This is a genomic window from Brachyspira intermedia PWS/A (genome assembly GCF_000223215.1).
Taxonomy (GTDB): Bacteria; Spirochaetota; Brachyspiria; order Brachyspirales; family Brachyspiraceae; genus Brachyspira; species Brachyspira intermedia.
This window is the reverse complement of record NC_017243.1, coordinates 2,843,510-2,861,438: the sequence shown is the minus strand read 5'-3', so window position 1 is coordinate 2,861,438 and position 17,929 is coordinate 2,843,510. Positions and strand designations below refer to the sequence as shown.

At 27.2% G+C, this 17,929-nt stretch carries 16 protein-coding genes; 11 read left to right on the top strand and 5 right to left on the bottom strand.

What is annotated here, in order from left to right; genetic code table 11:
• Positions 1-711: 711 nt before the first annotated feature.
• On the top strand, positions 712-1,494 hold the full coding sequence (locus tag BINT_RS12400; RefSeq protein ID WP_014488928.1) for a hypothetical protein: 783 nt from the start codon (positions 712-714) through the stop codon (positions 1,492-1,494).
• Between the two features lie 327 nt (positions 1,495-1,821).
• Here BINT_RS12400 and BINT_RS12395 read toward each other — a convergent pair whose 3' ends face one another.
• The 5 genes from BINT_RS12395 to BINT_RS12375 form a co-directional block, all read right to left on the bottom strand.
• Positions 1,822-2,631, bottom strand: a complete 810-nt coding sequence (locus BINT_RS12395) for a hypothetical protein (protein ID WP_014488927.1) — start codon at positions 2,629-2,631, stop codon at positions 1,822-1,824.
• Positions 2,628-3,758 carry a lipid-A-disaccharide synthase gene (gene lpxB / locus BINT_RS12390; protein ID WP_014488926.1) on the bottom strand — a complete coding sequence of 377 codons (1,131 nt, stop codon included), beginning with the start codon at positions 3,756-3,758 and terminating at the stop codon, positions 2,628-2,630. The genes BINT_RS12395 and lpxB overlap by 4 nt, the downstream gene beginning before the upstream one ends.
• Before the next feature lie 15 nt (positions 3,759-3,773).
• On the bottom strand, positions 3,774-4,568 hold the full coding sequence (gene lpxA / locus BINT_RS12385) for an acyl-ACP--UDP-N-acetylglucosamine O-acyltransferase (protein ID WP_014488925.1): 795 nt from the start codon (positions 4,566-4,568) through the stop codon (positions 3,774-3,776).
• Positions 4,569-4,595: 27 nt separating this feature from the next.
• Entirely contained in the window at positions 4,596-5,060 is a 465-nt protein-coding gene (fabZ, locus tag BINT_RS12380) for a 3-hydroxyacyl-ACP dehydratase FabZ (protein ID WP_014488924.1), read from the bottom strand.
• A gap of 231 nt (positions 5,061-5,291) precedes the next feature.
• Positions 5,292-6,479: an iron-containing alcohol dehydrogenase gene (locus tag BINT_RS12375; RefSeq protein WP_014488923.1), complete on the bottom strand. Its 1,188-nt coding sequence runs from the start codon at positions 6,477-6,479 to the stop codon at positions 5,292-5,294.
• Between the two features lie 213 nt (positions 6,480-6,692).
• Between BINT_RS12375 and BINT_RS12370 the strand changes: the two genes are divergently transcribed.
• The 10 genes from BINT_RS12370 (at position 6,693) to BINT_RS12325 (ending at position 17,921) form a co-directional block, all read left to right on the top strand.
• A complete protein-coding gene (locus tag BINT_RS12370) occupies positions 6,693-8,747 on the top strand; it encodes an ankyrin repeat domain-containing protein (protein ID WP_041177469.1) in 2,055 nt (684 codons plus the stop codon).
• A gap of 229 nt (positions 8,748-8,976) precedes the next feature.
• Positions 8,977-9,507: an ATP-dependent protease subunit HslV gene (gene hslV / locus BINT_RS12365; RefSeq protein WP_014488921.1), complete on the top strand. Its 531-nt coding sequence runs from the start codon at positions 8,977-8,979 to the stop codon at positions 9,505-9,507.
• Between the two features lies 1 nt (position 9,508).
• Entirely contained in the window at positions 9,509-10,870 is a 1,362-nt protein-coding gene (gene hslU / locus BINT_RS12360; protein ID WP_014488920.1) for an ATP-dependent protease ATPase subunit HslU, read from the top strand.
• A 79-nt stretch (positions 10,871-10,949) separates the two neighbouring features.
• Complete coding sequence (locus BINT_RS12355; protein ID WP_200859219.1) at positions 10,950-11,408, top strand: bacteriohemerythrin; 459 nt, start codon at positions 10,950-10,952, stop codon at positions 11,406-11,408.
• A gap of 96 nt (positions 11,409-11,504) precedes the next feature.
• Positions 11,505-13,820 (top strand): apolipoprotein N-acyltransferase, encoded by a 2,316-nt coding sequence (gene lnt, locus BINT_RS12350; protein ID WP_041177468.1) that lies wholly within the window; start codon positions 11,505-11,507, stop codon positions 13,818-13,820.
• An 11-nt stretch (positions 13,821-13,831) separates the two neighbouring features.
• Positions 13,832-15,001 carry a chemotaxis protein CheB gene (locus BINT_RS12345; RefSeq protein ID WP_014488917.1) on the top strand — a complete coding sequence of 390 codons (1,170 nt, stop codon included), beginning with the start codon at positions 13,832-13,834 and terminating at the stop codon, positions 14,999-15,001.
• Complete coding sequence (locus BINT_RS12340) at positions 14,998-15,483, top strand: hypothetical protein (protein WP_014488916.1); 486 nt, start codon at positions 14,998-15,000, stop codon at positions 15,481-15,483. Before BINT_RS12345 ends, BINT_RS12340 begins: the two co-directional genes overlap by 4 nt.
• Before the next feature lie 15 nt (positions 15,484-15,498).
• Positions 15,499-15,909, top strand: a complete 411-nt coding sequence (locus BINT_RS12335; RefSeq protein ID WP_014488915.1) for a hypothetical protein — start codon at positions 15,499-15,501, stop codon at positions 15,907-15,909.
• An 80-nt stretch (positions 15,910-15,989) separates the two neighbouring features.
• On the top strand, positions 15,990-16,844 hold the full coding sequence (ispE, locus tag BINT_RS12330; RefSeq protein WP_014488914.1) for a 4-(cytidine 5'-diphospho)-2-C-methyl-D-erythritol kinase: 855 nt from the start codon (positions 15,990-15,992) through the stop codon (positions 16,842-16,844).
• A gap of 81 nt (positions 16,845-16,925) precedes the next feature.
• Positions 16,926-17,921: a hypothetical protein gene (locus BINT_RS12325; RefSeq protein WP_014488913.1), complete on the top strand. Its 996-nt coding sequence runs from the start codon at positions 16,926-16,928 to the stop codon at positions 17,919-17,921.
• The last annotated feature ends 8 nt before the right edge of the window (positions 17,922-17,929 follow it).

Below are 17,929 nucleotides of genomic sequence, written 5' to 3'. Positions count from 1 at the left end.
ATTTTTCTTTTTTATTTATTTTGAAATTATAGCTTCCCACCCAAAATTTATTTGTATTTTTATATTCTCACCGCACGCAGAGTAAAGTTATGAATATAGATGTATTAATAATTATAAATTAATTATATTATTAAGTTTAGCTAACCGTGCGTTAAATAGATTTTTAAATTTAAAAACAACTTGGGTGGGTGCTTTATTTTCTGAATAAATTAATATTTAAAAATGAAGTTTTATATTCAAATAAAAGTTCTAAAGAATAAAGGGGGGGGTATGTAAATAATTTTTATTACATAAACACAAAATAATTATATTTATATAAAAAATTAATGTATTTATTAAATAAAATGATTATTTTATATGAAAATCTTATTGACTTTATAATAATTTATCTTATAATAACGAAAAATACAAAAAAGGTAAAAGTAAAAAATGTTTTGTTTATTTGATATAGGCATCGCATCGCATCGCATCTAATATATCTATCTAATTTTTTATTCTTATCTTTCAATTTATTATTCACATCATTATCTTTTTTAATAATCAAATATTTATTTTATTCATAAATCATATACAAAAAATTATATTATTATAAATACTAATGTTCGAAATGTAGTTCAAAATTATAAATTTAGCTTTTTATCTCATAAAGCCAAAACAATTAAAGGTACTATGAGGTATATTATAAATTTTTTATTTAAGGAGCGTTCTATTATGAACAAAAAATTTTTAAAAATTTTATTATTAGTTGTTTCATTATCATTATTTGCTATAAGCTGCAGTAGTAATAATCCAACCAATCCTGGAGGAGAAGGTACTACACCGCCATCAGGTTCAAAAAAAGCTACTATAAAAATTAAAGTAAAAGATGATTTAATAGGTGGAATTGTATCTGATATAGAATCTATAAGATTCAACAATCAGACATTTACACTTGATTCATTTGATCAGGTTAATAAAGAAGTGACAATACCTGATAATGGAGATTATGTTTATGTAAAGCTTAAAATAGGTACAGAGTTAAAAAGCAGAAATATATTTACTCCTATAGAAAATGGAGATACTATAATGGATACAGATGAAACTGTTTTTATTATTTCTAAAACTGATAGTATGGATTATTATGATCCTAATGGTATGGGAAAAACAATCTCTGATACTATAGGTAATTTCATTAATAATTATGGTGTAATAGAGTTTAAAAATAATACAGGTTTTATAAATATTAATAATTTAGTTTGGGAAACAGATCAATTATTATCAAGTACTTTTGCTAATGGACAATCATTCAAAGTATTTGCAAAACCAGCAACTGGTAAGTCTATTGGTATAACATTGGAAAATAGCAAAGGCGGTAGTACAACAGGAGAGTTAAAAGGTCCTTATCAAGTAATAAAAGGAGAAGTAACCACTGTAGAACTTACATCTGAAACTCCTGCTAAAAGTGGTGCGATAGACAGCACTCTTTATAATGTATATGCAGATAAATTAAATTAATATAATTGTTATTAATTTAAAGATTGATTCCCTGTAAATTTTTTATAGGGAATCATTTTTATATTATAACATTTAGTACAAATTTATTTATATATTTAATCTTCTCACCGCACGCAGAGTAAAGTTATAAATATAGATTATTAATAATTACAAATTAATTATATTATTAAGTTTAGTCAACCGTGCGTTAAATAGATTTTTAAATTTAAAAACAACTTGGGCGGGTGCTTTATTTTCTAAATAAATTAATAATTAAAAATGAAGTTTTATATTTAAATAAAAGTTCTAAAGAATAAAGGGCGGGGTATGTAAATAAATTTTAAAACTTTAATATTTATTGTATACAACAAGAGTAAATTCTTTTTTGATAGGCAGTATCAATTTTGAATGCGTTTTATGATTTTCATCGTATATTTTTAAATGATTATGAGGCTCTAAAGTTTGATTGAAAAGTCTTAAATCGCATAAAGCAAGTCCGAATCCTGCACTTTCTGTATTATCTAATTGCTCCATAAAGAATTTTTCTACCAAATTATTTTTATAATATTCTTTAAATGTTAATCTTTTAGAGTCTATTCTTGTTCTGCTAATCATTGTAAGAGGAGCATCATTTATTATTTCAAATTCTATATTATTTTTATTAAATCTAACTATCAATGTTATTGTAAGTTTGCTATTGCATAATAACAATTTTGAGTATTTATCTTCATCAATTTCAATATTATTGTCAATATCTTTTATAAGTTTATTTTCTAATTTTATAAATTCTTTTAATTGTTTTATAGTTTCCTCATCTTTTAATATATTAGAATATTCACTCATTATATAATAATCATCAAAATATTCTTCATTTTTTATTTTTTCTATAAAATCCGGAAATTTTTCTATTAAAGTATTAATTGTAATAGCATGAAGATATCTAGCTTTTATAGCATTTGAGATAAGCTCCATTATAATATAATGTGCATCATTTGTATATTTACTTATATTATATTTTTTTAATATTTCTTCCAAGATAAAATTAATTTTCTGTTTAGAAGCACTATCAAGCCAAGTAATATTAAATTTGATAGGCTCTTTTTTATGATTTTTAATATATTTGCTTATCTCTTCTATATTAGTTTTGGAATCTATCATGAATTTATAATCTCTTTTGCTATACGTTCTAGCACATTTTTTTCACCTAAAGTTTCTCTCACTCTAAGCAAATTATTACTTACTTTTTTATAATATTCTTTATCAGTTAAATATTTTATAATATGACTTGTAATAGCATTAGGATTGCAGTCATTTTGCAAAAGTTCAGGAGCGGCTTCCTCGTTAAGAAGAACATTAGGCATACCAACATATTTTATATTTGTAAGCAATTTTCCAAGAAAAAAAGTTATAAATGATATTTTGTAACATATAACCATAGGCTTTCCATAGCATGCTGCTAATAGACTAGCAGTACCGCTTGACATTATTAGAGCATCTGAATAAGAATAAACATAATCTTTATCATCACCGCATAATAATGAATATGAAACATTTTCTAATAAATTTTTATGGCTATCTAGAATTTTTTCTATGGGGTCTTTATATTCAGGATATGCTATAGGTATTACAAATCTTATATTTGAAGAAAGCATATCATTAAGCATCTTCATAGATTTTATAAATACAGGAGCAAGCTTTTTTATTTCTTGATTTCTGCTTCCAAATAAAACTCCAACAGTATATTCTTTTTTAGGCATGTTTAATTCAGGAATATTTTTATTATAATTCAAATCTGCAAACGGATGTCCGCTATACATTACATCGCAGCCGTACTTTTTATATACTTCATAATCGAATAAAAAAGGAGTAATTATTTTTTTAGCAGAAAGAAGTCTTTTAGCATTCCAAGCTCCCCATATACCAACATGAGGAGGAAAATAATACATATATGGTATATTATTGGTTTTACAGTATTTCGCTAATAATAGATTTACTCCTTGATTGTCTACAAGAAGCATAATATCAACTTTATTATTTTTTAAATACTCTTTTAATCTATTAAAAGCACCAAGATTTTTAAAAGCAACTTTAGGATTAGCTCCCTCAAATATTCCTATAGTTGATAAAGTGGACATATCAGATAATATATTGACATTAGCTTTTTGCATTTCAACACCGCCGAAACCATCTAATATTATATTAGGATCCAGCTCTTTTATTTTTCTTGCTAATAAGGCACCTTGAATGTCGCCTGAAACTTCGCCAGTGGCTATAAATATTCTCATAATTTATTTTATTTTTTAAACCGTTTTTCTAGGAGTTATTCCTCTTCTAGCTTTGGATATAAACTCTACAATATCTCTAGCTATAGGATTTAATGAGGTATCATTTAAATATGTATCTAAAAATTCTTGTTTTGTTTTATTCCAATTAAACCACATATCATAAGCTTCTTCAGCCTGAGAAATCTGTTCTGAAGTAAATCCGGCTCTTCTCATACCTACCAAATTAAGCTTATAAATAATTGCTTCACCTGCATGAGCAGTTAATGCAAATGGGAGTATATCTCTTCCTACAGCTGACATACCGCTTATCATAGCATATTGACCTATAGCACAGAATTGATGTACTACACAGTTTCCAGATATGAATGCACCTTTTTCAACTCTTACATGTCCTGCTACTAAAGCACCATTACATATTATAACATTATCATTTATTTCACAGTCATGAGCAACATGCCCTGTAGCCATTATATAACAGTTATTTTTTATAATAGTTTTGGCATTTTCTTTAGATGCTCTATGAAGATTAGCAAACTCTCTAATTTCATTTCCGTCACCTATCTCTAAAAAGCTAACAGTTTTTCTATCAAAATGTATATCTTGAGGAAGATTTCCTATAACAGCATGATCATGTATTATATTGTTCTTACCTATTGTTGTATATTCTTTTATTACAGAATGTGCTCCAATAGTTGTATTTTCTCCTATACTTACTTCACCTTCTATAATAGCATAAGGTCCAATTTCTGCAGTATCTGCAATTTTAGCAGAATCAGAAATTATAGCAGTTGGATGTATATTATTTGACATTTATTTTCCTTATTTTATTTAAGATAATTATTTATCTATTTTCATAGCTTCTTTATCAACTAAAAATAAACCTAAATCTCCAGAGCAAGCTAATTTATCATTAACTTTTACTTCTCCATGAGTTTTAAGCAGATTATTACTAAATGCTTCAACAGTCACAAACATATCCATAACATCTCCTGGTATTACAGGATTTTTAAATTTAACATTATCTATTTTAGCAAAGAACATGAATTTTTTGCCATATTCATCAGGCTTTAAAATTTTTGTATAGCAGTAAATACCAGAAGTTTGAGCCAATGCTTCAATCATTAAAACGCCTGGCATAATAGGGCTTTCCGGAAAATGTCCTGTAAACTGAGGTTCATTAAAAGTTACATTTTTTATAGCATGTATTTTACCTTCTTCAACGCTTTCTACTCTATCTACTAGTAGGAAAGGGTATCTATGAGGTAATAATTCCATTATTTTATTTATGTTAATTTTTTCCATTTCTAATGAATCCTTATTTTATTCAAAATATATATACGAAAATTATACCATATAATATTAAAGTTACAAGTATAAAATTATTTGTAGAAGTAATTTGTATGGTTTAGATTGTATTAGCATATTTGTGTATAAAATGTTATTTAAAAAATATATGGTAATTTACATATAAAAAATAATTTATAATTACAAAAATGATAAATTATTACTACATTATTTGATAAAATAAATTTATTAAACATTAGCCATTTTGAAAATATTATAAACGTCTTCTCTATTTAAAGCTCTGAAATGTTTAAACTCTAATTTACCATCTTTGATGCATCTTCTTGTTAAATCATGCAAAACTTCTTCGCTTTGTATTCCCACTCCTAATTCTGTAAAGTTGGTAGGCATGTTGATTTGTTTAAAATATTCTATAGTTTTTTCTATTCCTTTAAGTCCTGTATCATCATCTATATTCCAAACATTTTTTGAATATTGAATGAATCTTTCTTTTTTATCTTTTAAACAGTATTTAGCCCAAGAACCCCACATTACAGAAAGGCTTGCTCCATGTGCACAATCAAATTTTGCACTCAATTCATGACCGAATTTGTGAACTATAAAATCAAAAGTAAGTCCTAGTCCTGTTAAAGTATTATGTGATAAACTTCCGCACCACATAAGTTCGCTCATAGCATCATAATTATTTTTGTCTTTCATCGCTATTAAGCCGTTTTTAAAAATAGTTCTCAAAACAGCTTCGGCGATTGCATCTGTTGTTTGATTGTTATCGCCGTTTATAGAGTTTTCACTGTCTCCGAAATATCTGTCAAATGTATGCATAAGCATATCCACTATTCCGCATGCTACTTGATAATATGGTAAAGTAAAAGTTAAGCAAGGATTCATTATAGCAAATTTAGGACGGTTAAATTCTGTAGGAAAACCTCTTTTATCAAGAGTTTCTTCATTAGTAAGTACAGAAGAATTACTTGTCTCGCTTCCGGCAGCAGATATTGTAAGTATGCATCCTATAGGAAGACTTTTTTCTAAAGTTTTTTCTCTTGTCCAAAACTCCCATATATCTGTTTCTGGATTAGCGGCACCATGAGCTATAGCTTTGGCAGTATCAATGGCACTTCCGCCGCCTATGCCAAGTATAAAATCAGCTTTGAAATCTATTGCTTTTTTTACTCCTTCTCTAGCATGTGATAGTGTAGGGTTAGCTCTCACTCCTCCGAATAGTTCATATTCTATATTTTCTTTTTTTATTATATTTTCTATTTTCTCTAATAATCCGCTTTCTTTTACGCTTTTTGTACCATAAACTATAAATACTCTTTTAGCGCCGAAGTTTTTTATTTCTTTTGCTGTATTTTCTTCGGAATTTTTTCCAAATATTACTTTTGTTGGATTGTTATATATAAAACTTTGCATATTCTTTTCCTTTTATATAGAATAAAATATAATAATGTTTTTTACTAAAATATTATTATAATGATTTTAATTTATAATACAATACAAAAATAAAAACTAAAAAAATATTTTATTTTAAATAAATTTTTAAATATAAATTTTTATTGTACTTGATATTTATTTATTATCTAATATACTTATAAATATTAGTTATTTTGAGATTGGAGTATAAAGGTGAAACATATTAGATTTTTGATTATACTATTGACTTTTAGTTATTCTGTATTCGCATTAACTGCAAATGAAACTAATTTATTTAATGCAATTAATGAAAAAAATTCAGATAATGTATCAAATATATTGAATAATTCCGCAGATATAGATATAAACGTTCTAGATGATGAAGGATATACTCCTTTGCATAGAGCTGTTTTGAATAAAGATTTGGATACTGTAAATGTTTTATTAGAAAATGAAAACATAGATATAAACTCTAAATTAGATATGAAAGTAAGTATAGATGGCTGGTATTTAGGAGGTGCCACTCCATTAATATTAGCTTCATATATTGGTGATACTAATATTGTTTCAGTTTTACTTGAGAATAATGCTGATATTAAGGCTCAAGATGATGTTGACGGAAGTATGGCTATACATATGGCTTCTGCTAATGGTAATAATGATGTTGTAATGATACTTTTAGATAAAGATCCTACTACTATAAATGATGTAGATAATAGAGGAAATACTCCATTACATTGGGCTGCTATGAAGGATAAGCCTGAAACTGTTAAATTATTAATGGAAAATGGAGCAGATATAGAATCTAAAGATGCAGATGGATGGACTCCTTTACATTATGCTGCTGCTTTCTCTTCTCTTCAAACAGTACAGACTCTTGTTGATTTAGGTGCTGATAAAATGAGCAAAACTAAAGATGGAAATGAGCCTATATATTATGCCAAAGGCGATGATGTTAAGAATTATTTAGCAGGCAATGATAATATAGCAAGAGAAGGTACTCCTGAAGATAATTTGGAAGGAGATGAAACTGTTGTTGCTGATAATAATACTGCAGATAATAATACAGAAGAAGCTGTGAATAATGAGGAAGAAACAGTAGCAGAAGAAGAAGTTACGGAAGAAAATGAAGAATATGCTCAAAATGATACTGCAGAGGAAGAAGTTACAGGAGAAAATGAGGAAGAAGTTGTAGAAGAGCAAACTGAAGAAGTATATGTTGATAATACTATAAATGCTGTTGATTTAGATGTTAAGCAGTTAGAGCTTTTAGTTGCTGTTAAAAATAATGATATAATAGCTTTGAATACCTTAATAAAAGAAGGCGTTAATCCTAATTTTGTAGATGAAAACGGATATACTCCTTTACATTTAGCTGTTATAAATAGCAATTTAGATACAGTAGAGGCTTTGCTTAAATATAAAGATATAAACAAAGAAGCAAAACTTCCTTATAAAGCTACTTTAGATAATTGGTATTTAGGCGGGGCTACTCCTTTAATAGTTGCTTCTTATGTAGGTAATGCTGATATAGTTTATACTTTAATAGAGGCAGGCTGCGATATAAAAGCTAGAGATGATATAGATGGTGCTATGCCTATTCATGTAGCTTCAGCAAATGGAAATGATGATGTTGTTATATTGTTATTAGAAAAAGATAAAACATTGGTAAATGAAGCTGATAAAAATGGAAATGATACTCCATTACATTGGGCTGCTATGAAGAATAAACCTTCCACAATTAATGTACTTTTGAAATATGATGCTGATACAAAAATACAAAATTCTGATGGAAATACAGCTTTACATTATGCTGCCATGTATGCATCTTCTGATGTTGTAAAAAATATAGTTGCTTCTGATAAATCTAGTGTTAATATGGCTAATAATGAAAATATGTATCCTATACATTATGCTGCTTTAGAAAACAATACTGATGCTTTGGTAGCATTAGTTCAGAATGGAAAGGCAGATGTTAATATAAAAGATTCTAATAATGATACAGCTTTACATTATGCTGCTGCTTATGGTAATATGGATAGTGTTGTGGCATTAGTAGAAAAATGCCAAGCTGACAAAACATTGAAAGATAGTGATGGGTATACAGCTGCTGATTTAGCTTTAGACAATGGTTATAATAATATAGCTAATTATTTAAGAGGTGCTGCTTATATACCTGATAATAATCAAGATAATACAGGTAATGAACAGGAATTAATACTTCCTGAGTACAATAAAAAGCCAAATTTGGATAAAAAATGGTGGTAATTTAATTTTTATTATAATTGTGATCGAAAGGCTTGGAATTTTTATAAATTTCAAGCCTTTATTATGTAGTTTTTATAAACTTATAAAAATTCATCATGTTTTTTTTAATATTGTTATATATTTGATTTTATTAGTCAATAATATTGAAAAATAGTACAATAAAATTTGCAATAGAAATCAATATATAATACAATATAAGATAATATATTAATTGAGAGGAATTAAGAATATGTTTAAAGGCACTACAATATGTGCAGTATGCAGAGATGGTGTTACAGCAATAGCTGGAGATGGACAGGTTACATTAGGTGAAACTGTTATGAAGCCTAATGCAGTAAAATTAAGAAAATTATACGGCGGTAAAGTGATATCAGGTTTTGCTGGATCTACTGCCGATGCTTTTACATTATTTGAAAAATTTGAGAAAAGACTTCAAGAATTTTCAGGCGATTTAACAAGAGCAGCAGTTGAGCTTGCACGCGAATGGAGAACTGATAAGATGCTTAGAAATTTACAGGCACTTATTATAGTTGCTAGTAAAGAAAAAATGCTTTTACTTTCAGGTAACGGCGATGTTATAGAAAGTGAGAACAATATATTAGCTATAGGTAGCGGAGGACAGTATGCTAAAGCTGCAGCAATGGCATTAAGTGAAAATACAGATCTATCTGCTGAAGAAATAGCTAGAAAATCGCTTGAAATAGCTTCTAAAATATGTATATACACTAACAGCAATATTTCTTTGGAGGTAATAAAGTAAGATGTCATTTGATGCGAAATTAGAAAGCGAACTTACGCCTAGAAAAATAGTAGAGGCATTAGATCAGTATATAATAGGACAAACAGAGGCTAAACGTTCTGTTGCTATAGCTTTGAGAAATAGATATAGAAGAAGACATTTACCTGATGACTTGAGAGATGAGGTTGCTCCTAAAAATATAATCCTTATAGGACCTACAGGTGTTGGTAAAACTGAAATAGCTAGAAGACTTGCTAAATTAGTAAATGCTCCTTTTATTAAAGTTGAGGCTACTAAATATACAGAAGTAGGTTATGTGGGACGTGATGTTGAGAGTATGGTAAGAGATTTGGTAAATGTTGCTATATTCGATCTTAAAACAGCCATGATGAAAGAGGTAGAAAAAGAGGCTACAGAAATAGCTTTGGATAAATTAGCTAAATTACTTCTTCCTTCTGTAAAAAAAGAAAATGATGAAAATATATCTGAAGAAGAGGCAGAAAAGAAGAAAAATGCCAAAGAACAGATAAAAAAACGTATACAGAATGGTGATTTTGATGAAAGTTATGTAGAAATCAAAATATCATCAGGCAATAACAGAATGTTTGGTATAATTCCCGGTATGGGCTTTGAAGAAAGCGATATGATTCAGTCTATGGTAGGAAGTATTATGCCTACAAATAAGAAACATAAACGTTTGAGAGTTAAAGAGGCTAAAAAATATTTAATTAATGAAGCTTCAGAATCTCTTATAGACATGGATAAAATTACATCCGATGCTTTAAGTCTTACTGAGAATATGGGTATAATATTTTTGGATGAGATAGATAAAATAGCAAGCGGCAATAAAACAGATAGTGCAGATGTTGCCCGTCATGGCGTACAAAGAGATTTACTTCCTATAGTTGAAGGTACTACTGTTAATACAAGATATGGTCCTATAAAAACAGATCATATATTGTTTATAGCGGCAGGAGCTTTCCATATAAATAAACCTTCTGATTTAATTCCAGAGCTTCAAGGTAGATTCCCTATAAGAGTTGAGTTAAAGGCTTTATCTAAGGAAGATTTCAAAGATATACTAGTTAATCCTAAGAATGCCATAACAAAACAGTATCAGGAACTATTAAAGACAGAGGGTGTAACTATAGAATTCGAGGAAGAGGCTTTATCGGCTATAGCAGATATAGCTTATAATATCAACACTAATGTAGAAAATATAGGAGCAAGAAGACTTTACACTATTATGGAAAAAGTTTTTGAGGAAATTTCTTTTAGTGCTGATGAACATAAAGGTGAATTTATAAAAATTAATGCCGATAATATAAAAGAGTCTATGAAAGATATCGAAGATAACCGCGATATAAGTAGGTATATATTGTAGCATTTTTTTATAGTAATAGTAGATTTTTTTATTATTTTTTATAATATAGTAAATATAATCAAAAAAAATGGAGTTTATGATGGATAATAACAATGAACAACAAGAAAGTACAGTATTTATTAAATGGGTGCCTCTATATGAGACAAGGCATAAGCTTATAGACAGTCAGCATAAAGAACTTGTTAATATTGTTAATGAGCTTTATTTAGCAACTGTTGATAATAATGCTAATACCAATGAAGCTTTTATTAAAGCTATAAAGAAATGTATAGACTACACTCAGTATCACTTCAAAACAGAAGAAAAAATAATGGATTTAATCAATTATTCAGATGCTGAGAATCATAAAGCTATGCATAAAAGTTTTTATTTGGAAATAGTTGATCAGATTAGAAAATATGAAGAAGGTCAGCCTTTTGTAGCTAATAAGTTTATTAAGTTCTTAAAAGATTGGCTTTTAGAGCATATTGGTTTCCAAGATAAAAAATTTGTAAATGAAATTAAGGAAGCTTTAAAAAAGAAAGAAGCTAATCAGTAAAAGCATTATTTTTATATATTTATAAACATCTAATGTTTATTAATTTGTTATTATCAATTTAGAATAGTATTGTATAAAAAATATAGGATTTGTTAAGTGTCGAAAAGTAATTCATACATAATTGGTGTAATTATATTAAGTATTATTAGTGCTATACTTCTATTTTTGGCTTTTCCTCCACTTAACTTATTTCCTATGTCTTTTATAGCTTTAGTACCGCTTAATATTATTATATTTAAAGCAGATAAAATTAGATATTATGTAATATCATCTTCTATATTTGTTCTACTTTTTTTTGGTACGCTTTTAATGTGGATTGTGGCTTTTATGTTAAGAGAGCTGGGATCCTTAATTTCTTTTTTGACTTTATTCACTATATTATTTTTATTGATATTTCTTTTTTACTTTCCAGCTATGCTGTTAAGTGGATTTCTTTCTAAAAAAAATCCTGAATTTAGATTTATAATAGTGCCTGTTGTATTTACATTTATGGAATATATGCGTAATATAGGATTTCTTGGTTTTCCTTGGGGAATAATTGGATATTCTCAATGGAATTTTCCTATATTCATACAATCTGCAGATATATTTGGTGTATTGGGAATTAGTTTTTTTGTTTATTTTTCTAATTCAATTATTGCTCATTATTTGTTATTATATGCTGAAAAAGATAAGATTAAATATAAAAAGCCTTATATTCCTGCTTTGATTTTTATATCATCATTTGTTCTAGTTATAATATATGGTGCTATTAAGATGAATGTTGAAGAATCAAGAAGAACTTTTCAGCCTAAAACTAATATAGCTCTTATACAGCATGCATTTGATCCTAATAATCAATGGAATAGCATATATACAGGAGAACCATTTAGAAAAGGTGTTGGAGGTATTCAAGGTTTTGCAGAGAAATTTCTTTTAAAATCAGATAAATTTAAAAATGAAGAAAAACCAGATGGATCTACGCAAAACGGTACTATAGCTATAAAAAGAATATGTTCTCTAGCAAAAGATGCTGCTCTTTCAAAACCATCTTTAATAGTATACCCTGAAACAGCTGCTATTGAAGGATATAGCTTTATTGTAAATAATTATAAAGATATTTTAGATGTTGGTGTGCCTGATTATGCATATCCGCAAATATATAATATGTATCTTTTTTATGAAATGATTAAATATACTCAAACTTATCATTTAGTTGGTACAGTATCTATAAAAGAAAATACTAATAAAGATGCTTATAATCAATATTCATACTATAATAGCATTGAATTTGTTAATGACAGAGGCAACAAGATAGATGAATATTCCAAGATAAAGCTTGTACCTGGCGGGGAATCTTATCCTTTTCAGGATAATCAGTTTTTGCTTAATACCTTCCCATTTAAAAATATTATTAACTTTATGTATAAGCAGTTTGATAGTGCCGGAGCTAATAGATGGGAAAGAGGAAAGAAAATAACAGTATTTAATCATCCTAATGGGTATCGTATTTCTGGGTCAATATGTTATGAAAGTGCTTTTGGCGATTTTATGAGAAAATTTGCTTATAATGGGGCCCAGGCTTTAGCTGTTATTACAGAAGACTCTTGGTCTTATAGCGATGAATCACTCCTTCAGCATTTTTATATGTCAGTATTTAGAGCTATAGAAAATAGAAGAGATATTGTTCATAACGGAAATTCAGGAGTTACAGGTCATATATCAAGTACAGGAAAAATTATTTCAACTCTTCCTTTTTGGAAGCCGGATTATATGATTGCAAATGTAGCACTTAATGATAGAATCACTATATATACTAGATTTGGAGAATGGTTTGTATATCTTTGTATTATAGCTATAATAGTATTTATATTATCAGCTACAACTAAAACATTATTTGAATTAAAAGAGATAATAAAAAAACGTTTCTTTGCTAAAAAATTAGAAACTGTAGAAGAAGTTGCTTTACCTTCAGCAAAGAAAGTTGATGAATATATTGATAATGATAATAATCATGATTTGCCTAGTTTAGATGATTTAGATGAGCTTATTAGTAAAAAAGAAACAAAATCTAAAATTACTAAAGAAAATATTGTTAGAGAAAATAAAGCAGGTAAAATTGCAGTAATAGAAGAAAAAAAAGAATCTCCTTATAAAGAATCAGATAATAATAAAAAAATAGTTGTAAATAAAAAAACTAATGCTTTAGAAAATGTTAATAAAAATAAGGAAGATAAAAAACTTAATAGTGATCAAAAAATAGATTTATTTTCTGATAATACTATAAATAATTCAGATAAATACAGTATATTTGAAGAGGATAAATATACATCAGCAATATCTTCTGCTTTAACAGGCATCATAGAAGAAAATGAGGAAAGCCTTAATAATAAAGATATAAAAAAGAATAGTAATGCAATAAAAGGGGATTAAGGTATTTATATATGTTGGGAGCTATCAGAATACTTATAGCAGAAGATTCTAAAACGACTAGTGCATTATTAAATAATGTATTAGCCAATCATTATAGATTAGAAGTTGTAAGTATTGTGAATAATGGTATAGATGCCTATAAATCTATAGTGGCAATAAAGCCAGATTTTGTTGTTATGAATATAGATTTACCTTTGATGGGCGGCATAGAATTATTAAAATTATTAAAAAAAGAGAATATACAAACTAATATTTTAATTATGAGTTCTTTGGCACAGAATAAGGATCTATCATCTAGGGCTTTGGATTTAGGTGCTTTGGATATAATATATAAACCTAGGAATATAAACGCTGAGTTTGTTAAAGATAATATACTTAATGTTATATTGGAAACTATAAAAAACAATCAAATAAAATCTGATTCAGCTTTTGACTACAATTCAACTATATTAAATAGCTGCAGTATGAAAGAAGTCATTGAAGATGAAGAAAAAACATATATGGATAAATTTGATGATAATGTAAAAATAATGCCTTATGATCAAAAGCAAGTTGCAACAGCTTTAAGTATATCTTTTAGAAAAGATTTTAAAGCTCCTCTTTTGGTGGCAATAGGTATATCTACAGGAGGCCCTAGAGCTCTTAGAATAATGCTTCCTAGTATTCCTAAGGACTTTCCTTTGCCTATACTAATATCACAGCATATACCTAAAGAATTTTCATCTTCTCTTATTTCTAGTTTGCAGGATATTTCTAGTATTAGAATTAAAGAGGCTCAGGTAGATGAGGAGATATTGCCTTCCATTGTATATGTTTCTCCTGGTGATAAAAATATGGGTATATATATGGACAGCAAAGGAAAATTAAGAATTAAATTTTATCCTGATCCTGATAAAAAATTTGTTTATACTCCTTGTGTGGATTATTTATTTAATACTATTGATGATGTTTTAAAAGATAAAGCTATTGCTATTGTTATGACTGGTATGGGTAATGATGGTACTAGCGGTATGACTAGATTGTATAATCATAATAATTTAACTATTGCTCAGGATAAATTAAGCTGTACAGTATATGGCATGCCTAGAAGTGTTATAGAAAATAAGGTTGCACATGTGGTATTATCACTTTATGATATTGCCGAATTTTTAGTGCAGTATTTGAGAGGAAAACTTAAATGAAAAATATTTTTATTTTTACTATTATATTAATTGTTTTTGCATCTTCTTGTAAAAAAGAATATGGTGTTGAATATAGTATTTATGAATATGAAAAATATATATCTACGCTTATAGCAAATAAAGATACATTGGAGTTTACTTCTAATTTCATTCAGAATTTAGATGAAAATATAATTAATACTTTAAATGAGATGAGTTTAATATATGAACTTACTCCGGTTAATATTATAGAGTCAATAAAAAATAGAGGGGCATTATATCAGAGAATATTTTCAGATAATGATGATTCTCTTTGTAATTATCTTCCTAAAGATGGAGGATATTATGATGTTAATGTAACTTATAAAAAGTATAAAGATATTATGGTAGCTCAGATTGAATATCCTTCTTTTAATAAAATATCTGAAAACTCTATTGAATTTGTGGCAATATATTTGAATGATAAATGGAATTTAATTACTATTAACTTTTTGAATATTTGAAAATAGGATTTTTTAATGAAAAAAATTTTGATTACATTGATTGCGATATTATTTTTATTAGTATCATGTTTAGAAGATTTGGACACTGTTAGAAAACAATCTTTGTTTGCATTTTATGATGAGATGAAGACAGAAATATTAAATGATAATATAGATTGGATAGAAAAAAATTCTGATATAGAAAATATAGAAAACATTAAAAATATTATATTAGATAATACAGATTCTATAAAAAAATTAATGTCCTCTTCAAATAAGGAGTATTCTGTAACTATAAATTATACAATAGGTGATAATACTAATCCTGCAAGCGGATATTATATTGTTAGAAACACAGAATTTTCACCTACATATTATTATATAAGACTTGTAAACAATTCAAATAAATGGAAAATAGAATCAATAGATAAACTTCCTTTAAAATAAAATATTTATTTTTTATTATTTGCAAAAAATACTAAATATACTAAAATAAAATAATTAAGTTTTATTTTAAGGAAGTTATTATGCCTATAATAAAAGCGCCATGCAAAATAAATATTTCTCTTGATATAACTTCAAAAAGAAAAGACGGATATCATTTGATAGAATCTTTATTTCATACAGTTAATTTATATGATATCATCACTATTGAAAAATCTGATAAATATAATATTACAACAAGCGGTAAGTATGCATTAGAAGATGATAAAGAAGAAAATATAGTAACAAAAATATTTAATCATTTTAAAAATAATATGAATCTTAATAATGATTACAATATACATATAGAAAAAAATATTCCTACAGGGGCTGGACTTGGAGGAGGATCATCTGATGCTGCTAATATTATTAAGTTTTTTTTATCTGAATTAAATATTGATATCAATGATGAATTAATAGAATCTTTTTCTTCATTTGGAGCAGATATTCCTTTTTTTATTAGAGGAGGATGTGCTTGGGTTTCAGGTATTGGAGAGAAGATACGAAATTATGATTTTACGCTTCCTTATAATGTTATTTTAATATATCCGAATATACATGTTTCTACAAAATTAGCTTATTCAAAGTTTACTCCTGAAGATTTTAATAAATCAGATTTGTTTTATATAAAGAATATGCTTGATAATAAAGATATTAATTTTGAAAGAATAGTCTCAAAAACATATAATGTATTTGAGAAGAATGTTTTTAATTTAGAAAAAAAAATAGAAGAAATAAAAAACAAAATTGAAAGTATAATTAAAAGAAAAGTAACTATGAGCGGTTCAGGTTCTTCTCTTTTTGCTTTATATGATAATGATGATGTTATGATTGAAGATGATTTTCAAAAATTAAAAAATGAACTTAATATGGATATATATAAATTGAGTTTGATTTAATTGTATTTAATGTTTTTTATGTTATAATTTTGTTTATTATAAAAATTCAATATTAAAAAATTAAAGAGAACATTATAAAAAATGCTAAAAAAGATATTTATTATATTATTTATTTATTCATCTGTATTTTTTGCAGCTGATTTATCATCTTTATCATCAAAACATTCATTATCAGTTTTGGAAACAAGCAGCACAAGATCAAAAGGCATGATGGGAGCAGATTTCTTAATAGGAAATGATTCATCTGCTTTATTTAAAAACTCTTCATCTTTGATGGGAGTACTTAGAGATAGTGTTAATTTGAATTATACTTTTACATCCAACCCTCAAAATGATTATATATTCAATGCTTCCTATGCTCATATAGGAGGTTCTTATGCTGTAGGAGTTGGTTTTGCAGGTGATATAAATAAAGTTTATTCTTATGATAGTTTAGGTGCTAAAAAAAACGATATATATAACGGACTTTATTTAATCAATGTAGGTGCTGCTTATGCTATCAATGAAAGTTCTTTTATAGGGGCAAATATTAAAAGTGTAGTTAATAATAGCGGTAAAGATAATAATTTTGGAATGTTTTTTGATGTATCATATATGCAGTCATTATTTACACCAAATTTTAAACTTGGTGTTGGAGTTAGAAATTTCGGATTTTATGATAATGTATTTGCTAAAACAGATACTGATATAACAGCTTCTGTAGCATATGCTAAAAGCGATGGAAGTTTTGCAGTATCAGGACAATATACAATATCTGTACCTTCTGTAAGTCATGAATTCTCTGTTGGGCTTGAAGCTATGATCATAGATTTTAATAAATTAGGATTATTTAAGAAAAAAACAGCATGGTATGATGATTTGCCCGAAAGTATATTAGATGCTCCGGATTTCGTACAAAAAAGGCTTTCACAACAGCTTCCAAGCGGTATTCTAGCTAGATTAGGAGTAGGCACTAAAGGAGTTTCTTTAGGGTTATCTATTTATTTGGATTTATTCAGACTAGACTATGCTATTAGTTTTGATAATTTTAGTAAGGATAATATTTCTCATGATATAGGCATGAGTTTTGTATTCTAATTTAGGTT